14 protein-coding genes and 1 pseudogene are annotated in these 15207 nt (G+C 65.5%); 8 read left to right on the top strand and 7 right to left on the bottom strand.

Going from position 1 to position 15207, the window contains the following annotated elements; all coding sequences use genetic code 11:
• Positions 1–28: 28 nt before the first annotated feature.
• The 4 genes from rplW to rpsJ are packed head-to-tail and all read right to left on the bottom strand — an operon-like array spanning position 29 to position 2002.
• Positions 29–334 carry a 50S ribosomal protein L23 gene (gene rplW / locus GOSPT_RS05675; protein WP_005203935.1) on the bottom strand — a complete coding sequence of 102 codons (306 nt, stop codon included), beginning with the start codon at positions 332–334 and terminating at the stop codon, positions 29–31.
• 2 nt (positions 335–336) lie between these two features.
• Complete coding sequence (gene rplD, locus GOSPT_RS05670; protein ID WP_005203933.1) at positions 337–1023, bottom strand: 50S ribosomal protein L4; 687 nt, start codon at positions 1021–1023, stop codon at positions 337–339.
• Positions 1020–1676 (bottom strand): 50S ribosomal protein L3, encoded by a 657-nt coding sequence (rplC, locus tag GOSPT_RS05665; protein ID WP_005203931.1) that lies wholly within the window; start codon positions 1674–1676, stop codon positions 1020–1022. The genes rplD and rplC overlap by 4 nt, the downstream gene beginning before the upstream one ends.
• Before the next feature lie 20 nt (positions 1677–1696).
• A complete protein-coding gene (gene rpsJ / locus GOSPT_RS05660; RefSeq protein ID WP_003938093.1) occupies positions 1697–2002 on the bottom strand; it encodes a 30S ribosomal protein S10 in 306 nt (101 codons plus the stop codon).
• Positions 2003–2427: 425 nt separating this feature from the next.
• On the opposite strand from rpsJ, the gene GOSPT_RS05655 reads away from it, so the two are divergent.
• The 4 genes and pseudogenes from GOSPT_RS05655 to GOSPT_RS05640 all read left to right on the top strand — a co-directional run bounded on the left by GOSPT_RS05655 (position 2428) and on the right by GOSPT_RS05640 (position 6596).
• Complete coding sequence (locus GOSPT_RS05655; protein WP_005203928.1) at positions 2428–2892, top strand: GNAT family N-acetyltransferase; 465 nt, start codon at positions 2428–2430, stop codon at positions 2890–2892.
• 166 nt (positions 2893–3058) lie between these two features.
• Entirely contained in the window at positions 3059–3838 is a 780-nt protein-coding gene (locus GOSPT_RS05650; protein WP_005203926.1) for a succinate dehydrogenase cytochrome b subunit, read from the top strand.
• 2 nt (positions 3839–3840) lie between these two features.
• A complete protein-coding gene (locus GOSPT_RS05645; RefSeq protein ID WP_005203925.1) occupies positions 3841–5826 on the top strand; it encodes a fumarate reductase/succinate dehydrogenase flavoprotein subunit in 1986 nt (661 codons plus the stop codon).
• A 24-nt stretch (positions 5827–5850) separates the two neighbouring features.
• Positions 5851–6596, top strand: a pseudogene (locus tag GOSPT_RS05640) (succinate dehydrogenase/fumarate reductase iron-sulfur subunit).
• 3 nt (positions 6597–6599) lie between these two features.
• Here GOSPT_RS05640 and GOSPT_RS05635 read toward each other — a convergent pair.
• Complete coding sequence (locus GOSPT_RS05635) at positions 6600–8162, bottom strand: anion permease (RefSeq protein ID WP_005203922.1); 1563 nt, start codon at positions 8160–8162, stop codon at positions 6600–6602.
• Between the two features lie 36 nt (positions 8163–8198).
• Between GOSPT_RS05635 and GOSPT_RS05630 the strand changes: the two genes are divergently transcribed.
• The 4 genes from GOSPT_RS05630 (at position 8199) to GOSPT_RS05615 (ending at position 13350) form a co-directional block, all read left to right on the top strand.
• On the top strand, positions 8199–8720 hold the full coding sequence (locus tag GOSPT_RS05630; RefSeq protein WP_005203921.1) for a hotdog fold domain-containing protein: 522 nt from the start codon (positions 8199–8201) through the stop codon (positions 8718–8720).
• Between the two features lie 79 nt (positions 8721–8799).
• Complete coding sequence (locus GOSPT_RS05625; protein ID WP_005203920.1) at positions 8800–10602, top strand: N-acetylglutaminylglutamine amidotransferase; 1803 nt, start codon at positions 8800–8802, stop codon at positions 10600–10602.
• The gene (locus tag GOSPT_RS05620) at positions 10599–12647 is read left to right on the top strand and encodes a S9 family peptidase (protein WP_005203919.1); all 2049 of its coding nucleotides are present in this window, start codon (positions 10599–10601) and stop codon (positions 12645–12647) included. Before GOSPT_RS05625 ends, GOSPT_RS05620 begins: the two co-directional genes overlap by 4 nt.
• Positions 12640–13350 (top strand): GntR family transcriptional regulator, encoded by a 711-nt coding sequence (locus tag GOSPT_RS05615; protein WP_005203918.1) that lies wholly within the window; start codon positions 12640–12642, stop codon positions 13348–13350. The genes GOSPT_RS05620 and GOSPT_RS05615 overlap by 8 nt, the downstream gene beginning before the upstream one ends.
• Here GOSPT_RS05615 and GOSPT_RS05610 read toward each other — a convergent pair.
• Positions 13321–13953 (bottom strand): DUF1097 domain-containing protein, encoded by a 633-nt coding sequence (locus tag GOSPT_RS05610; protein WP_005203917.1) that lies wholly within the window; start codon positions 13951–13953, stop codon positions 13321–13323. The genes GOSPT_RS05615 and GOSPT_RS05610 overlap by 30 nt on opposite strands.
• Positions 13946–15202 carry an amidohydrolase family protein gene (locus GOSPT_RS05605; RefSeq protein WP_005203915.1) on the bottom strand — a complete coding sequence of 419 codons (1257 nt, stop codon included), beginning with the start codon at positions 15200–15202 and terminating at the stop codon, positions 13946–13948. Before GOSPT_RS05605 ends, GOSPT_RS05610 begins: the two co-directional genes overlap by 8 nt.
• Between the last annotated feature and the right edge of the window lie 5 nt (positions 15203–15207).

Below are 15207 nucleotides of genomic sequence, written 5' to 3'. Positions count from 1 at the left end.
AGTTCTCAGTCCTTCTCTGAAGTCCCGGTCAGCCGACCGGTCCTCCGAAGATCTCGATGGGCTTGCTGTCTGCGGTCAACGTGACGATCGCGCGCTTGGTGGACTTGCGCTGGCCGTAGCCTGCGCGGGTGCGCTTGCGCTTGCCCTGGCGGTTCGCGGTGTTGACGCTCGTGACGGTCACATCGAAGATCTGCTCGACGGCGATCTTGATCTGCGTCTTGTTCGAGTCCGGGTGAACCAGGAAGGTGTAGACGTTGTCCTCGATGAGTCCGTACGACTTCTCCGAGATCACCGGCGCCAGGATGATGTCACGCGGGTCAGCCTGCGTAGCCATGCTCAGGCCTCCTCTGTCTCATTGGCGACGGACTTGGCCGTCGACGTGTTCTGTGCGATGAACGCGTTGAGCGTCTCGACGCTGAACACCAGTTCGTCCGACTCGAGGACGTCGTAGGTGTTGAGCTGATCGGGAGCGATCGGCAGCACGTTCTTCAGGTTCGCAACGCTCTTCCACGCGGTCAGGTCTTCGCGGCCGAGCACGACGAGGAACTTACGTCGGGTGCTCAGTGCCTCCAAGAACTGCCGAGCGCTCTTGGTCGATGGCGCCTGGCCTGCGACGAGCTCGGTGATGACGTGAATGCGCTCGTTACGAGCACGGTCACTCAGCGCGCCGCGCAGAGCGGCTGCCTTCATCTTCTTGGGGGTGCGCTGGCTGTAGTCACGCGGCTGCGGGCCGTGGACGACGCCACCACCGGTGAACTGCGGTGCGCGGGTCGAACCCTGGCGGGCGCGACCGGTGCCCTTCTGGCGGTACGGCTTGGCGCCGCCACCGCTGACCTGTCCACGGGTCTTGGTTGCGTGTGTGCCCTGGCGAGCGGCGGCCTGCTGGGCCACCACGACCTGGTGCATCAGTGCGATGTTCGCGGGTGCGTCGAAGATCTCGGCGGGCAGATCAACGGTTCCGTTGGTCTTGCCGTCGGCGGTCTTGACGTCCAGCGTCAGCTTCGTTGTGGTTTCGGTGCTCACTTCGCACCACCCTTCACAGCGTCACGGACGACCACGATTCCGCCCTTACGGCCGGGGATGGCGCCCTTGATCAACAGCAGACCGGCCTCGGCGTCCACCTTGTGGACGGTGAGGTTCTGCGTGGTCACGGTGTCGTTACCCATGCGACCGGCCATCCGCATGCCCTTGAAGACACGACCCGGGGTGGCGCAGCCACCGATCGAGCCAGGGGCACGGTGCACGCGGTGCGCGCCGTGGCTGGCACCAAGGCCGGAGAAGCCGTGGCGCTTCATCGCGCCGGCAAATCCCTTGCCCTTGGAGGTGCCGGTGACATCGACCAGCGCACCGTCGGCGAAGATCTCAGCGGTCAGTTCCTGACCGACCTCGAACTCGCTGGTGTCGGCGACGCGGATCTCGGCCAGGTGGCGACGCGGCGTGACGCCTGCCTTCGCGAACTGGCCTGCGACCGGCTTGGTCACCTTGCGGGGATCGATCGCACCGTAGGCAAGCTGCACGGCGGTGTAGCCGTCACGCTCGGCGTTACGGAGCTGGGTGATGACATTCGGGCCTGCCTGAATGACAGTGACCGGAACGACACGGTTGTTCTCGTCGAAAACCTGGGTCATGCCGAGCTTGGTGCCCAGAATGCCCTTGGTCGCGCTCTGATTACTCATGATTTCTCTTCGCCCCCGCCCTACTGGATGTTGACGTCGACACTGGCCGGAAGGTCGATGCGCATGAGCGCGTCGACGGTCTTCGGCGTCGGGTCGAGGATGTCGATGAGTCGCTTGTGAGTACGCATCTCGAAGTGCTCGCGGCTGTCCTTGTACTTATGCGGCGAGCGGATGACGCAGTACACGTTCTTTTCGGTGGGCAACGGCACCGGGCCGACGACGCGTGCACCCGTACGGGTCACGGTCTCCACGATCTTGCGCGCCGAAGCGTCGATCGCCTCGTGGTCGTAGGCCTTGAGCCTGATGCGGATCTTTTGTCCCGCCACGCTGTGTCCTCTTCCGTCAGTTGTTCTCGACAGACAAACACCGCGCACCTGGGGCCGACACCGGCCGGCGGGCACATAGATCTCCGCGTGAGTCGGGGATCGACGCTGTTCATCTGTCGTTGTACGTTGGCTCGTCGCTGGTACGAGCCGGTGTGCTCCGGCACCCGCGGTCGGGCGTGTCGTGTCCGTGAACCGGATTCGGCGCACGCGTTACACGCCCTTGGTCCCGAACTCGGGGGCCTTGGGAGTCATTCACCCGATCGGGGCCGCAGTGAAACCACGTCCGCCGGTCAAGGCAACCCGACAAGTATGCACCAGGTCGGGGCCTCGATTCAAATCCAGGTCGGGGCCAGCGGATTCTCTCGCTGAGAACATGCGACGATACCCATCTACTTCCCTACTTCTCACCGACCGATTGGGAAACCGTGGACATCAGGCTCGACGACCCGACCGCCCCCTACGTCGCCGACCTTCTCGAGCATCATCTCCGTGAGCTGCGGTCGGTGATGTCGGAGCACGCCTTCGCCCTCGACGCCTCCGGCCTGTCCGCTCCCGGCGTCAGCTTCTGGACAACATGGACCGGCGCACCGGACGACCAACAACTCGCAGGATTCGTCGCCCTCAAAGAGCTGGACTCGACGCACGGCGAGGTGAAATCGATGCGCGCCGCTCCAACGGCACGCGGTACCGGCGTCGGCCGCGCGCTGCTGACTCATGTCATCGACGAGGCCCGTCGACGCGGGTACCGGCGGGTGAGTCTGGAAACCGGCACAGCGGAGCTGCACATTCCGGCGATCTCGCTGTACCGCAGTGCCGGGTTCGTGTCGTGCCCGCCGTTCGCCGACTACCAGGCCAGTCCGCACAACCAGTTCATGACGCTCTTGCTATAGCCAGTCCGTGCTCACCCCGCTCGATCCGCCGGCGGTGTGACATTTCCGAATCAATCGAGTCGGAATGTCGCCACGGGCGGTCCCAATCCGCGACACATGATTAGCGTGGACGCAGGGACATCCACATCCGGCCCGCCCAGCCCTCGGGTCGATGACAGGTCCGCACATGAGTACGGTCATCCCCCCACGCGCCGACAAACCCCCGCATGCTGACAAGCCCGTCAGAACGCCACGCGCCGTCACGCCGATGCCGACGTCGAAACGTCCACGTCCGAGCAACGTCACGCTCAAGGTGACCATGGCGCTGACCGGCACGGTGTTCGCACTGTTCGTGCTGGTTCACATGATCGGCAACCTGAAGGTCTACACCGGCCCCGGCCACTTCGACGACTACGCGCACTGGCTGCGCACCCTGCTCGAACCCCTCCTGCCCTACGAGGGCATGCTGTGGATCTTCCGCGCGGTCCTCGCACTCTGCCTGGTACTGCACGTCGGAGCGTCGTTCATCCTGATCGGGCGCTCCCACAAGGCCAAGGGTCGCTTCCGGCGCAAGGGCATGAGCATCAAACGACTCCCCGCGACGCTGATGCCCTACACGGGCCTGGTCCTGCTGATCTTCATCGTCTTCCACATCCTCGACCTGACGACCGGGACCCGACCCGCGGCCAGCGACCACTTCGTGTCGACCACCGAGACCAGCTCGCACGCCTATCACAACCTCGTCGAGAGTCTGCAGCGCTGGCCGGTGGCCGCGTTCTACATCCTGGTGATGGTGCTCCTCGGCACGCATCTAGTGCACGGGCTGTGGAGCGTCGTCAACGACCTCGGCGCGACCGGGCACCGCACTCGACGCCTCGGCGCTCTCGTCGCGCTCGTCGTCGCGGCCGCGGTGATGATCGGCAACATCTCGATTCCCATCGCCGTTCTGGCGGGATTGGTGAGCTGACGATGACGCACACCGCACCCGACGCCGCGACGTCTGATCTCGAGGCCGACCTCGACGACCTCCGCCGCATCGGCACCGACCTGACCGGCGGAGTCCCCGACGGCGACCCGGCAACCGCGTGGCAGCGTCGACGCGACGCCTACAAGCTCGTCGGCCCGCTCAATCGGCGCAAGTTCACCGTGATCGTGGTGGGTACCGGTCTGGCGGGAGCCGGATGTGCCGCCGCTCTGGGCGAACTCGGCTACAACGTGTCGTCGTTCACCTTCCACGACGCCCCGCGGCGAGCCCACAGCGTCGCCGCGCAGGGCGGCATCAATGCCGCACGCGCACGCAAGGTCGACAACGACTCGGTGCACCGCTTTGTCGTCGACACCGTCAAGGGTGGCGATTTCCGTGGCCGCGAGGCCGACGCCTTCCGCCTCGCTGAGGAGTCGGTGCGGGTCATCGATCACCTCAACGCCATCGGCGCGCCCTTTGCCCGCGAGTACGGCGGATCGTTGGCCACCCGCAGCTTCGGCGGGGTGCAGGTGTCGCGCACCTACTACACGCGCGGCCAGACCGGCCAGCAGTTGCAGGTCGCGGCGTCGCAGGCCTTGCTCCGACAGGTCGCGGCGGGCACCGTCACCCTCCACACCCGCCAGGAGATGCTCGATCTGATCGTGGCGGAAGGTCGTGCGCAAGGCATCGTCGTCCGCGACCTGGTGACCGGCGAGATCACCGCGCAGACCGCGCACGCCGTCGTGCTCGCGACCGGCGGGTACGGCACCGTCTACTTCCAGTCGACGCTCGCGCGCAACTGCAACGCGACGGCGTCGTGGCGTGCCCATCGTCGTGGTGCGCTGCTGGCATCGCCGTCGTTCATCCAGTTCCACCCCACCGCGCTGCCGGTGAGCGCGGAGTGGCAGTCCAAGACGACGTTGATGAGCGAGTCGCTACGCAACGACGGCCGCATCTGGGTTCCGAAGAAGGAGCACGACGACCGTCCGCCCGGCGACATCCCCGACGCCGAGCGCGACTATTACCTCGAACGCCGCTACCCCGCCTACGGCAACCTCACCCCGCGCGACGTCGCATCGCGGGCGGCCGTGACCGAGATCAACGGCGGGCACGGAGTGGGGCCGCTGCACAACAGCGTCTACCTCGACTTCGCCGACGCCCTTGCGCGCCTTGGCAAATCGACCATCTCCGAGCGCTACGGCAATCTTTTCTCGATGTACCGCGACGCCACCGGCGAAGACCCCTACGAAGTCCCGATGCGTATCGCGCCTGCGGCTCACTTCACCATGGGCGGCCTCTGGTCGGACTTCGACCAGATGTCGTCGATCCCAGGTCTTTTCGTCGGCGGAGAGGTGGGGTGGGGCTACCACGGCGCCAACCGCCTCGGCGCCAACTCGCTGCTGTCGGCATGCGTCGACGGCTGGTTCACCCTGCCCTACTCGGTGCCGAATTACCTTGCGCCCCTGCTCGGTGAGCAACCGCTGCCACTCGATCACGAGGCTGTGCAGCACGCGGTCACATCGGTGTGTGATCGGATATCCCGGCTGATCGCGGTCGACGGAACCACCGGCCCCGACCGCTTCCACCGCAGGCTCGGCGAGATCCTCTATCGCGGCTGCGGCGTCATGCGCAGCGCCGACTCGTTGACGACGGCCATCGCCGAGATCCGCGAGCTGCGCGACGAATTCTGGTCCGACGTACGGGTTGTCGGCAGCGGCGCGCAGTTCAATCAGGAACTCGAACGGGCGGGCCGCGTCGCCGATTTCATGGAACTCGCAGAACTGATGTGCCTCGACGCGCTCGATCGCGACGAGTCGTGCGGCGCGCACTTCCGCGTCGAACACCAGACCGCGCAGGGCGAGGCGCTGCGCGACGACGAGCATTGGACCTTCGCCTCCGCGTGGGAGACCACGCCGACCGGGGAGCAGATCCGCCACCGCGAACCACTCGAGTTCAGTGCGGTGCCGTTGCAGACACGAAACTACAAGTGAGACTTGATCAGTGAGGATGCCGGCATGAGAATCACCATCGAAGCCTGGCGGCAGGCCGACGCCGACGACGACGGGCGTTTCGAGACTTACGTGGTCGACGACGCGACGGCCGAGATGTCACTGCTCGACGTCCTCGACCGCCTCAACGATCATCTCGTCGACGCGGGCGAGCAACCCATCGCCTTCGACTCCGACTGCCGCGAAGGCGTGTGCGGCGCCTGCGGGATGATGGTGAACGGGCGCCCACATGGTCCGACACCCAACACGCCGTCGTGTCGACAACACCTCCGACACTTCGACGGCGCGACCTGCGGCTGGAACCGTTGCGCGCGAGCAGTTTTCCGGTCATCCGCGACCTCGTCGTCGACCGGTCCGCACTCGACAGGGTGATCGAAGCCGGCGGGCACGTCGCGGTTGCGGCGGGTCAGGCCCCCGATGCCGACGCCGAACTCGTCGACCACAACACCAGCGAGAAGGCCCTCGATTACGCGGCCTGCATCGGCTGCGGCGCATGTGTCGCCGCCTGCCCCAACGGTGCCGCGCACCTGTTCGCGGGCGCCAAACTGCTCCATCTGGCCGCACTGACCCAGAGCAAACAGGAGCGTGGCAGGCGGGCGCACGCGATCACCGGGCAGATGGAACAGGACTTCGGCCCGTGCTCCACCTACGGGGAGTGCGCCGACGTCTGTCCGGCCGGGATTCCGCTCGACGCCGTCGCCGGGGTCAACCGCGAGGCGTTGCGATTCGGATTGCGCCGCAAGGCGAATTGAGCGTCACCAGATCCCGATGAGTTTCATCCACGGCGCGCCGATCGCGGTCCAGATGATGATGTTGACCACCGACATCAGGAAGCCGACGCGGAACCACTCACTGGTCTTGATGTAGCCCGACCCGTACATGACACCGGCCGGACCGGACGAGTAGTGCGCCAATCCGCCGAACAGGCTGCCGATGAAACCGAAGACCAGCGCACTGAACAGCGGCGGCGCTCCGGTGGCGACCGCCGCACCGAGGAACACGGCATACATCGCGACGATCTGCGCGGTGTTCGACGCGAACAGATAGTGCACGTAGAAGTAGACGAGCGTGAGGACGGCGAACGCAACCAGCCACGGCAGGCCGTCGACGCTGGAGGCCACCTTGTCGCCGACCCAGTCGATCACCTTGAGCTTGCGGAGTTCGTCGGCCATCGCGACAAGCACACCGAAGAAGATCAGCGTCTGCCACGCTCCGGTGTCGGTGACGATGTCCTTCCACGTCAGCACCCCGGTGACGAGAAGAATCGCGATGCCCGCGAAGGCGGTGGTCGTGGCGTCGACGTTCAGTTGTTTGCCAAGACACCAGAGGACGAGCAGCAGCACGAACGTGGCGGCGAGAATCCACTCGTTGCGCGACATCGAGCCACTCTTCTTCAGTTCGTCGCGCGCGAGGGCGGGGGCCTCCGGTGTCTTCTTGAGCGTCGGCGCGTAGATCTTCGACATCACCCACGGCGTCGCGACGAGGCTGACGAGACCGGGAACGATCGCGGCGAGAGCCCAATTGCCCCAGGTGATCTCGATCTTCATCTTCTCCGCGGCCTCCTGGGCCAGCGGATTTCCCGCCATCGCGGTGAGGAACATGGCGGAGGTGACCACGTTGACCTGCAGCGCCGTCAGCATCAGGTAGGCGCCGAGCTTGCGCCGCGAGGCGTCGGTCTTCGGCGTCGAGTCGACGAGTTCGGCGAGCGATCGCACGATCGGGTAGATCACTCCGCCCGCGCGTGCGGTGTTCGACGGCGTCGCGGGGGCGAGGATGAGATCGGCGATCCCCATCCCGTACGCCAACCCGAGACTCGACTTGCCGATCGCGCGCACGAAGATCAGCGCAACCCGACGCCCGAGACCCGTGACGATGAACGCCTCGGCGATGAAGAACGACGCGACGATGAGCCAGATGGTCGTGTTCGAGAAGCCCGCGAGCGCCTCTTTGGGCGTCATCGTCTTGGTGACCATCGCCAGCGCGAGCCCGATGATCGCCACCGAACCCGTCGGCAGCGGCTGCAGGATGAGTCCCAGGATCGTCGCGACGAAGATCCCGAGCATGTGCATGCCGTTGGCGTCGACGCCTGCCGGAGCCGGGATGAAGTAGATGATCACGCCGACGATCAGCGGAATGCCACCGCGCCACCACGTGGGGCTGAGATGGAAGTGGTGCGGGTGTTCGGCGTGGTCGGCGCTCGACGTCGGGCTGTCCGAATCGCCGTGATCGGTCGCATCGGACTGCTCGGTCGAACTGGGCTGGTCGGTCGAATCCGGGTGATCTGAGGGCGGTGGGTCCTTCTCGGAAGGAGGCGTCACCCCATCAAGGTTCCTCGCCCGAGTAGCATCCGGGCAATGTCCGACGCCAAATCGTCATCAACGCCAACGCCCGTGACCCGCGCTGCTCTCTCGCCCACCTACGCATTGCGCCGAAAACTTCCCGACAACGCGCTCGGAAAGACGCTCTTCTCCCTCGGGATGTCGGTGCGCGTGCCGTACTTCGGCACGATCCTGCCGTTCGTCGACGAGATGCAGCCCGGATACTGCAAGGTCACCGCACCCAAGTGGTTCGGCGTCTACAACCACATCCACACCTTCCACGCCATCGCTGCCTGCAACCTCGCCGAGGTTGCGATGGGCATGCTGATGGAGGCGACAACACCGACGACGCATCGGTGGATTCCGAAGGGAATGACCGCCGACTACCTGACCAAGGCGACCACCCGCCTGTCGGCCGTCGCCACGCTCGCAGAACCCGTCGACTTCGCCGACATCGACTCCGGACGCGATGTGGTGGTGTCGATTTCGATCACCGACACGCGGGGCGTCGAGGTCGTCCACTGCGAGATCACCACCTGGGTCACGCCGACCGCGTGACCTGGCGCACCACTCGCCCTGCCGGGCCCTGGCGAAACTCCTAGGCTGAACAAGTCAAGCAACCGAGAGGACTGACTACATGTGTGGCATCTGCGGTGAAATCCGGTTCGACGGCTCGGCGCCCGACGCCTCTGCGGTCGACACCATGACCTGCTCGATGACCCGTCGCGGTCCCGACGGTTCAGGACTGTTCGTGAAGGGGTCGGTGGCACTCGGGCATCGACGGCTCAAGATCATCGACCTGTCCGAACGCGGCGCGCAGCCGATGGTCGACTCCGAACTCGGTCTCGCGATGGTGTTCAACGGCTGCATCTACAACTACAAGGAACTGCGCGCAGAACTCGAGGGCAAGGGCTACCGCTTCTTCTCCCACGCCGACAGTGAAGTGATCATCAAGGCGTTCCACGCGTGGGGCACCGACTGCGTCGATCACCTCATCGGGATGTTCGCGTTCGCCGTCGTCGACACCGACTCCGGTGTGGTGACCCTCGCGCGCGACCGGCTGGGAATCAAACCGCTCTATCTCTCGGAGACTCCCGGACGGCTGCGCTTCGCGTCGTCGTTGCAGGCGCTCCTGCGCGCGGGCGATGTCGACACGACGCTCGATCGTGTTGCGCTGCATCACTATTTCAGCTTCCACGCCGTGGTTCCCGCACCCCACACCATCTACAACGGCGTGCGCAAGTTGCCGCCGGCCACCGTGCGCGTCATCCAGCCCGACGGACGCAGCACCGAACGTCGTTACTGGGAACCGGTTTTCGCGCCCGACCCCAGCCGTGCCGACTGGGATGCGGTGCGCTGGCAGGACGAACTGATGGATTCGCTGCGCACCTCGGTTCGACGTCGCATGGTCGCCGACGTCCCCGTCGGCGTGCTGCTCTCCGGCGGAATCGATTCGTCGTTGGTCGTGGCACTGCTCGCCGAGCAGGGGCAGAAGGATCTCGCGACGTTCAGCATCGGATTCGATTCCGCGGGAGGCGAATCCGGCGACGAGTACGCCTACTCCGACCTCATCGCCGACACGTTCGGCACCGATCACCACAAGATCCACATCGGCACCGATCGCCTCCTGCCCGCCGTCCCCGACACCATCGCGGCCATGAGCGAGCCCATGATCAGCCACGACTGCGTCGCCTTCTATCTCCTGTCGCAGGAGGTCAGCAAGTCGATCAAGGTCGTGCAGTCAGGGCAGGGCGCCGACGAGATCCTCGGCGGCTACTCGTGGTATCCCCCGCTGCAGGGGATCGCACGCGAAGAGACCACCAAGGCCTACCGCGAGGTCTTCTTCGACCGCTCGCACGCCGATATCCTGGCGCTGCTCAACGATCAGTACCTGCTCGGCGACAGCAACTACGACCCCAGTTGGGAATTCGCACTCGCACACCAGTCCGCCCCCGGTGCGGATTCGGCCGTCGACGCCGCGTTGCGTCTCGACACCACCGTCATGCTGGTCGACGACCCGGTGAAACGAGTCGACACGATGACGATGGCGTGGGGCCTCGAAGCACGTGTGCCGTTCCTCGACCACCAATTCGTCGAGCTCGCCGCGACATGCCCGCCCGACCTCAAGCTGAATCCGAGCGGCAAAGGGGTGCTCAAGGAAGCATCTCGAAAGTTGTTGCCCGCAGCGGTGATCGACCGCACCAAGGGCTACTTCCCCGTCCCCGGCATCCGTCACCTCGAGGGCGGCGTACTCGATCTCGTCACCGACACCCTGCACGCGCAGTCGGCGAAAGACCGTGCCCTGTACCGGCCCGAGACCCTCGACCGGTTGTTTGCCGATCCCAACGGCACACGCACCACGCTCGATTCCAACGAGTTGTGGCAGCTCGCCGTACTCGAAATGTGGCTGCAGGCCATGGAAGACATCACCCCACGGTGAGCGCGGACGACATCACCGACACCGGAATCGTCGACGAACAGGTCGACGAGACCACTCTCGTCAACTTCGACGATCGCGGGTGGCACACCTACGGGCCGTCGGTCTCGCCGGACGGCAGGGCATTCGCCTACATCGTCGACGACGGCGCAGGCTATCCGCGTGCGGCACAACGCGTGTTGTCGCCCGAGGGTGTCGGCGAGCTGCGCTGGGTCAGCGTCCCCGCAACCGGCCCCGTCCGCAAGCTCGTGCACTCGATGGACGGCGAATGGCTCGCCGTCGAGTTGGCGCCGAGTGGCGGTGAGCACCACCAGGTCTGGGTTGTCACCACTGATCCCGACGACAACAGGTCGCATCGCATCGGGAGCAACCGCCAGGAAACCGAATCCGACTGGTCGAACCGGGCGACGCTCGGTTCCCGACGTTCGTTCGGCACTGTCTCGCTCGTCGGCTGGGACACCGACTGGGTCCTGATCACCGCGACGACCCCCGACGGCACGGCGTATTCGGTTCGCGCACATCCCGGAACGGGCGCGACCGAGATACTCGACGTCCGCGTCGGCGGCGAGTTGATCGACTCCTGGAAGGGTGCTGCGCTCCTTCGCGTCGGCCCGCGCGGATACCACGACATGCTGCTGCTCCGCCGCAACGACGCCGACGACGCCACCGGCTCGGACGAGATGTCGATGTCGACCATCCTGCCCAACGACCCCGGCTCGGTGACCGATCAGGGCTACATCCTCGACCAGGGATTCGACCACCCATCGCTCGTGTTCGTCGGCCCCCCACAGGATTCCAGCCGCGACCTAGACAGCGTGCAGGCCTTGGTGACGAGCGATTTCGATGCCAAGTTCCCCCGCCTGCTCGGCGTCGAGGTCTCCAAGACCGGAAAGCGTTTCCGTGTCCTCGCCCAGCGCGCGGGCGCGGGACTCGACGAGTTCGCGGTCAGTAACGACCAGTCGACGGTCGCGATGCTCTGGAACGTGGGCGGCCAAAGCGAACTGCAGATCCTCACCCTGCCGGATCAGACCCTGCACGAACCGATCCCGCTGCCCGGCGACGTCGCGTCGGACCTGTCGATCAGTGCCGCCGGAACCATTGTCGCACTGACCATTTCGTGCCCACAGCACTCACCGCTCGTCCATCTCGTGCACACGCCGACATCCACCGTGACCCCAATCCGCGACGACGTCATCACCGGCACCGGCCCGTCGTCGGCGCTGCGTCCGGAGTACCGCGAGTTCTCCGCGCGCGACGGAATGCCCTTGTCCGGCTGGCTGTATCGCGCGAAGAGTACCGACGTGGGCCCGCCGCCGTGTCTGCTGTACTTCCACGGCGGCCCCGAGGCCGAGACCCGTCCCGACTACCAGTTCCTGTTCGGACCACTCGTCGACGCCGGGATCTCGGTGTTCGCACCCAATGTGCGCGGGTCGTCGGGTTACGGTCGTCTCTTCTCTCACGCCGACGACCGGTACGGCCGGTACGCGGGCATCGACGACGCGGCCGACTGTGCGGCGCATGTGTGTTCGTCCGGCGTTGCCGATCCCGACCGCCTCTACGTCTCGGGACGCTCCTATGGCGGTTACCTCACGTTGGCGGCGTTGACTTTTCATCCCGAAGTGTTCGCCGCGGGCATCGCGATCTGCGGCATGAGCGACCTCGAGTCGTTCTTCCGGAACACCGAACCGTGGATCGCCGTCGCGGCGTACACCAAGTACGGGCACCCCGAATCCGATCGCGAACTACTCCGCGATCTCTCTCCGATCCACCGCATCGACGACATCACCGCGCCGCTGCTGGTGGTCCACGGCGCACACGACACCAACGTGCCGGTCAGCGAATCCCAGCAGATGGTCGACGAGTTGCGTGCCCGCGGCGGGATCGCCGAACTTCTGATGTTCGACGACGAGGGCCACGAGATCGTCAAGCGCCACAATCAGCAGCGACTCACCGAGGCTGTGGCGCAATGGATCACACGTCACCCCTCTGCTGCGTCGGCACATCGGGAAGTTCGAGACCGCAAGCAGGGGCACGTGCACCATGAGTAGCAAGATGACCAACCGCCTGCTCGTCCAGCTCGCCGAGACCCGGTCGGGCAACGATCGCGCCAACGTGCTCGAGGAACTGCGTCGACTGATTCTCTCCGGCGGCGCGCCTCCCGGAACTCAGATCATGCTCGCCGACATCGCCGACGCGTTTGGTGTCAGCGCGATCCCTGTCCGCGAAGCACTGAAAACCCTTGTCGGCGAAGGTCTCGTCGACCACCAGCGCAATTCCGGTTATCACGTCAGCCAACTGTCCCTTGCCGAACTCAAGGAGATCTACTTCGTTCGCGGTGTGCTCGAGCAGGCCGCTCTCGCCCGATCCGTCTCGAACATCACTGACGCGCAGATCGCTGCGGCCACCGAGTTTCACCAGGAACTCCTGACCGCAACGAAGTTCAACGACGGCAAGGCCTTTCACGATGTGTCGCGGCGGTTCCACACCACGCTGACCGCCCCGTGCGCGATGCCGCGTCTACTCAACATGTTCGACGCGACCTGGAACCTCACCGAACCATTCCAGGTGATGCGGTCCGTCGACTCCCCGACCCAGGCGAAGCTGAACTCCGACCACGCCGACCTGCTCGACGCCTTCACCGCCCGCGACACGTCGGCCGTCCTCGCCGCCGCGGGTGTTCATCACGCCCGGCTCGAGGAAGCGATCATCGAGACCAGCGAATCACTCGGTGTGCGACCGGATCTCGGCTGACGGAACATTCCGGGACGTCGGCTCGGCATCCGGGTTCGCCTCATGATCGGATGCCGCGACGGAGATGTCGGAGGTTGCCGACGCGGCTTCGCCGGAAGAGGCTGCGCGCGGAAAGGCAAGGCGTACCGAGAGATACGCGAACACCGGTCCCAGGAAGTTCATCGCGACCACGGACACCCACGCGGCCCAGGGATTTCCCGCGTCGAACCCGAATCCGCCGAAGAAGGTCGCGAAGTACGAGGCGAAGCCGAGGAACATGCCCGGGATCAACGCGAGCGCCCCGATCCTCCCGGAGAACATCAACGCCGAGTTGACCACGAAGATGATCACCGCAAGCACGAGGTTCTGCGCAAACCGCCCCTCCCCGGCGATCGTGCCGATGTGCGTATCGATGAGCACGATGACGAGCGCGAACGTCGACCCAACCGGCATGGTCAGCCACAAGCGCCTGGCGTTCGCCCAGGACGGACCGCCGAGCAAAAACGTTCCGGCCCAACCGATGAAGATCGCCCAGGGCGGTAGGTTGAGCGCGGTCCCGCCGATGAACGCGGTCAGACCCGCGAGGATGGACGCGACGATCTCGTGGGGAATGCGGTCACGCATGGACAACCTCCAACAATTCGGTGGATCGGGTGGTACGGGCGACGACGCGCCCGTCTTTGATGACAAAGCAGCGGTCAGGCCGATCAAGTAGGGCGTCGGCGACATTGTGTGTCGACAGCACAACGAGATCCGCTCGTCGGCCCGGCGCGATTCCGTACCGGTCGGCGATACCGACGATGTCGGCGGCGGAGTAGGTGGCCATGTTCAGCACCTTGGCGAGATCGTCGGGACCCGACAGATGCGAGATCTGCGCGAGAAACAGGCCGATGTCGAGTAGGTCGGCATTCCCGTAGGGCGTGAAGGCGTTGCGCACGTTGTTCGACGAGAAGGCGCATTGCACACCCGCGTCCCACAGATCGCGCACCGGAACCACACCTCGTCGAATGTTGTGGGTGTCGGTGCGCCCGCCGAGGTGAATGTCGGTGGCAGGCAGGGGAACCACCGCGACGCCCGACGCCGCGAGGTCGGCGAGCACGGCGCGACGCTCACCGACGGGCAGGCCCGCCAACGACGTCATGTGCCCCACCGCGACCCGCCCAGCCATACCGCGGTCTGCGGTGACCTCGGCGATCCGTGCGGCCAGACCGAAACGCGGATCGGACGCGTCGTCGGCGAAGTCGGCGTGCATGTCGACTCTTACCCCGAACTCCTCGGCGAGGTCGAAGACCATGTCGATGTGGCGGTGGCAGTCGGCGACGTCGGCTTCGTTGTAGGTACACCCGCCCACCACGTCGACGCCGCGACGCAGCGCCTCACGCATCAGGTCGATGGTGCCGGGCGCCTTGAGAATTCCCTCTTGTGGAAAGGCGACGATCTGCAGATCGATGCGCCCGCGATACTCGTCGCGCAGCTCGAGCAGTACCTCGACGCCGAGCAACCCGATGATCGGGTCCACATCGGGATGAGCCCGAATCAGGCTGGTGCCGTTGATGATCGCCTGATCGATCACCTGCCGTGCACGGTCGGCGACAGCATCCGGGGTGAAGCGACGTTTGAGCGCGCCGGTCACCGAGATCGCGCCCGCGAGCGTGCCGTCGCGGTTGGGTTCCTCCTTGTTGAGGAGCGCCTTGTCGAGGTGCATGTGCGATTCGATCAGGCCCGGAATCACCACGCGGCCCGCACATTCGATCGTCTCGACCGCCACAGCCGTGCTCTGCGAACAGATGTCGCGGATGTGCCCGTCGTCGATCTCGATGTCGACGACTGGGCCATCGTCAGACAACCGTGCGTCGCGCAGAACCAGGTCCATGTGGT

It is taken from the genome of Gordonia sputi NBRC 100414 (assembly GCF_000248055.1).
GTDB classification, from domain to species: Bacteria; Actinomycetota; Actinomycetes; order Mycobacteriales; family Mycobacteriaceae; genus Gordonia; species Gordonia sputi.
Note: the sequence above shows the minus strand (reverse complement) of the source record. Positions and strands in the feature narration are given on the sequence as shown.

What these genes read in the sequence shown, in the direction of transcription:
- GOSPT_RS05650 (WP_005203926.1), top strand. Translation starts at nt 3,059, where the DNA reads ATGAGTACGGTCATCCCCCCACGCGCCGACAAACCCCCGCATGCTGAC.
- GOSPT_RS05605 (WP_005203915.1), bottom strand. Translation starts at nt 15,202, where the DNA reads ATGGACCTGGTTCTGCGCGACGCACGGTTGTCTGACGATGGCCCAGTC.
- GOSPT_RS05615 (WP_005203918.1), top strand. Translation starts at nt 12,640, where the DNA reads ATGAGTAGCAAGATGACCAACCGCCTGCTCGTCCAGCTCGCCGAGACC.
- GOSPT_RS05610 (WP_005203917.1), bottom strand. Translation starts at nt 13,953, where the DNA reads ATGCGTGACCGCATTCCCCACGAGATCGTCGCGTCCATCCTCGCGGGT.
- rplW (WP_005203935.1), bottom strand. Translation starts at nt 334, where the DNA reads ATGGCTACGCAGGCTGACCCGCGTGACATCATCCTGGCGCCGGTGATC.
- rplC (WP_005203931.1), bottom strand. Translation starts at nt 1,676, where the DNA reads ATGAGTAATCAGAGCGCGACCAAGGGCATTCTGGGCACCAAGCTCGGC.
- GOSPT_RS05645 (WP_005203925.1), top strand. Translation starts at nt 3,841, where the DNA reads ATGACGCACACCGCACCCGACGCCGCGACGTCTGATCTCGAGGCCGAC.
- GOSPT_RS05630 (WP_005203921.1), top strand. Translation starts at nt 8,199, where the DNA reads ATGTCCGACGCCAAATCGTCATCAACGCCAACGCCCGTGACCCGCGCT.
- GOSPT_RS05625 (WP_005203920.1), top strand. Translation starts at nt 8,800, where the DNA reads ATGTGTGGCATCTGCGGTGAAATCCGGTTCGACGGCTCGGCGCCCGAC.